This is a genomic window from Alkalibacterium indicireducens (genome assembly GCF_039522005.1).
Taxonomy (GTDB): Bacteria; Bacillota; Bacilli; order Lactobacillales; family Carnobacteriaceae_A; genus Alkalibacterium; species Alkalibacterium indicireducens.
On sequence record NZ_BAAADA010000105.1, the window covers coordinates 1 to 3,373 of the forward strand.

3 protein-coding genes are annotated in these 3,373 nt (G+C 36.0%); all 3 read right to left on the bottom strand.

The genetic code is table 11. The features are described 5' to 3' along the window. Positions 1–52 precede the first annotated feature (52 nt). A complete protein-coding gene (locus tag ABFX15_RS06350; RefSeq protein ID WP_346024629.1) occupies positions 53–466 on the bottom strand; it encodes an alpha/beta fold hydrolase in 414 nt (137 codons plus the stop codon). 470 nt (positions 467–936) lie between these two features. Continuing rightward, entirely contained in the window at positions 937–1,704 is a 768-nt protein-coding gene (locus ABFX15_RS06355; RefSeq protein WP_346024630.1) for a hypothetical protein, read from the bottom strand. After that, positions 1,689–2,666, bottom strand: a complete 978-nt coding sequence (locus ABFX15_RS06360) for a MarR family transcriptional regulator (protein WP_346024631.1) — start codon at positions 2,664–2,666, stop codon at positions 1,689–1,691. The genes ABFX15_RS06355 and ABFX15_RS06360 overlap by 16 nt, the downstream gene beginning before the upstream one ends. Positions 2,667–3,373: the final 707 nt, after the last annotated feature.

Below are 3,373 nucleotides of genomic sequence, written 5' to 3' on the forward strand. Positions count from 1 at the left end.
GTCTGCATGAAACCTGTGCAGACAAGAATGGAGTTCGTAGGAAGCCCCCACTTCAAAATCCGGAGGATTTAAGTTGTGGGTAGTTCACATTTTTTCCTGCATACCACTCAATCACCTTCCAAACAACCGGATGAAAGAAACGCATTGGTTTTGTTACAATTTTTGGAGGATGAATTTGGCCGGCTACCAGTAGATACGTGTGCTTCTGCTCTGGAAATAAAACAGCATGATGCGTTGCGATAACGGAGCCATAGGATAATCCGCAAATAAGTGAAGGGGTCTGGGACTCGATCCGCTCATTTAACTCTCGAGCAGCCCTTTCAAATGAAAAAGAATCGCCTTCAAATCCAATACTTAAAGCATCGATTGTTATCGTCCGATATGAATCAGGCAAATAGTGAATCACTTCGTCCCAATTATCCGTATCATGTGCTAATCCCTGTAAAAAATAGACTGTTTTACTCATAAACCATCTGCTCCCCTTCCAAATATTCCCTCAATTATGAGTCATTCATAATGAGTAAGCAAAAAGATTTCCCTTTGGAATTAGTCCGCTCCATTGCTTCTAAAATAACCCGCTTATCAAATTTAGTCAACCCGTTTGTAACGTCTATTTAATATGTTAGATAGCCTTTCAAAATGAATTAAACAATGGAGTTAGACTCATTATTCATCGTTCCTTTTCTCTACAATGATTATCATAATCTTCCGGGATAAATTTTCATCAATAATTTAACCATAATTCCAGATCCTTCAATACAAACAGCTGATTCAATCAATACCACTTTACCATGTGACTGTTAAACTATATGTAGCAGTCACAACCTCGATGCCAATCTTAAGTCCAAAATTATATGCCATAGAATTTCACCTCCTTTTGGGCATGAAAAAAGACACCTCATTTAAAGTGTCTTCTGATTACTATTTGTGTTTTATTTATGCTTCTGCTTTTCCTAAGAAAATGTGCCCTAGAATCTCTAGCATTTCATCAAGACTTGTCCCTCTAATGCCTAAGTTCTTCAAATCAGGTTTATCTTCCTTAATTTGTTCAATGAATTGAATAACATCATTTTGAATATCCCGTGAGGATCCAACCCTGCTTGCAGGTGATACATTGGCAAGAAGCCTAAAGACGTCATTCTTATGTTTCTTTATATTTTTCGTATCGACATCTTCTCCTGCTTCTTTTCGTTCTTTCAAATCCAGCCATGCTTTAATCTTAAACAGGATAACTGTTTCCAATTCAATAAGTGAAAAGCCGTCCACCATCCGTCTACCTTTTACTAATAGATTGTAATAGTCATCATTTAATAATATAGCAGAGAGACTGACAATGCTTTCATCTATATGAATGGGAGTCAGTCCCCTATCGAAGCTAAGTTCAAATTCATTAGGGAGCTTACTGAAGAGCTCAATCATTTTGGGAAAGCTTGTATCTTTCGGATCTGTAAAACGGTAAAATTGATTCTCCCCAGTTCCCTTCTCACGATGCTCATAACCCCCATCTTCTATGAATTGCCAGAAGGTTTCTCCAAAAGAGGAATCGAGGGCTTCAATGATGAGCACCATATCAAGATCCTTGGTTGCTCGAAATGAGGCTCCAAGTTCATCCATAAGAATATCGCAAGCTGTTCCTCCAATAAAGACATATTGACTTGTGTGATTTACAAAATACTCTTTAAATTTATCTAGTCCGTGTACCATGGCTCACCCCTTAAGACTTCTTCTAATGCTTGTTCAACCCTTTCATCTGTTTCTTCCTTCAAAGAAGCATACAAAGATAGTAAATCCACATGTCGATTATTAGAAAACAGTCCAGGATCATAGTCCCAAAGCTCTAACTCCACCAGTTTTGTATCTTTTATAAGGTCCTTATTTTTAACAACTTCAATCTTTTCTTTATTTAGCTTATTTATATCTATTGCCATAACCGGATGACCAGGTGGATTGATCATGGATAATTCTGCAAGTGCACCCAGTCCAGCAGTCAAAGCACCTAAAGGCCTTGCCTTTGTGTAGATGATTTTCCTCACTGGAGTCTTTAGATACTCGCGACCCCTGAGAAAGTAGTCCGGATCTGTAATCCTCTTATACTCCTTGCTGCGGCCAGTCATTCCTCCAATTTCATAGGTGATGAGATTCGCATGGTATAGATTATTTAATGCTCTGGAAGCTGTCATTATATTAAAGCCCAGCTTTTTAGCAAAATCAGTCGTATTAACGACTTCCTCTTTATTATACAAGAAGTACAAATACGCAATCTGCGCGGGTGTTGTGAATCCCTTCACTTCTTTTTCAACGTGTTCTTGGACTTTTTTCAAGTCAAGCCCCAAGAATGGCAAATACATCTGCCCATCTTCAATCACAAAGGCAATCCTGTTTTCAATCAGACTTTTTCTTCTATACCTTGTAATATCTTTGTAAAATAGAACAATTTGACGATCTGTCAGGTTTTTAATTTGCTTTATATGTTTTTGAAGATGATCAACATTTGGCATCTCGTCAACCGCTTCAATTAAAATACACCGTGTTCCAAGTATCGTCACCTCATAAAAGTTGTAGTTATCCCTTAAAAAAATCGGAAAATTATTCTTTTTAAGCCACGGTTTTATGGTAATCTGCTCATCTATATTTTCTTTCAAGTAAAGCTCTGCTGTCATGACCAATTAGATTACCTCCTAATGTAACATTATTTACTTAAAATATAACACTAATTCCGTTATATTGCAATCTAGATTTGTTACATTAGGTTAATTTAACTTTTTGATTTCAAATCCAACATATTTACTATTACATTTTAAGTTTAATTTGTTATATTACAATTGCCATATTCGTTCGTACATTTTTTCTTTATACGAATATTTATAACATCAAATCCACTCAGGAATCATATCGTCAATGAAGTATTCTCTTCTAGGCTTTGCAATCCCTATAAACTGCTTGCGACATTCCCACAGATCCATGAGGTATACGATAATCATCAGCCAAACTCATTCTCTTTCCTATTAAGGTGAACTATACCATAGTAAATCAGTCGGTTAAAGAGCTCTTCATCACTTGTTAGTTTTATAAGCTTATTATGTTTTTAACTTTACATAACGTAGTTATTCCAAAGGAGGAACGAATAATGGATACTATTGAAACATTAATAAGAAAAACGACTATTGATTTAGAAGACGTGGACTCCAAACGAAAAATTCGAGCGGTATAATCAGTAAATCGACGATATCTTAAGAAGTATCTACAATAATCCTGTTAACTTCTTAACTCAATTTTTGCAGTTGAATATCCAGGTTTAACCCTTGCGGTTATTGAAACTTCTTATAAATAATTATCAAAAAACACACAAAAAGACACCTCTCTTTGGTAAAAT

Bases quoted from the DNA above. Each gene is read 5' to 3' on its own strand.
- ABFX15_RS06350 (WP_346024629.1), bottom strand. From the start codon at position 466: ATGAGTAAAACAGTCTATTTTTTACAGGGATTAGCACATGATACGGAT.
- ABFX15_RS06355 (WP_346024630.1), bottom strand. From the start codon at position 1,704: ATGGTACACGGACTAGATAAATTTAAAGAGTATTTTGTAAATCACACA.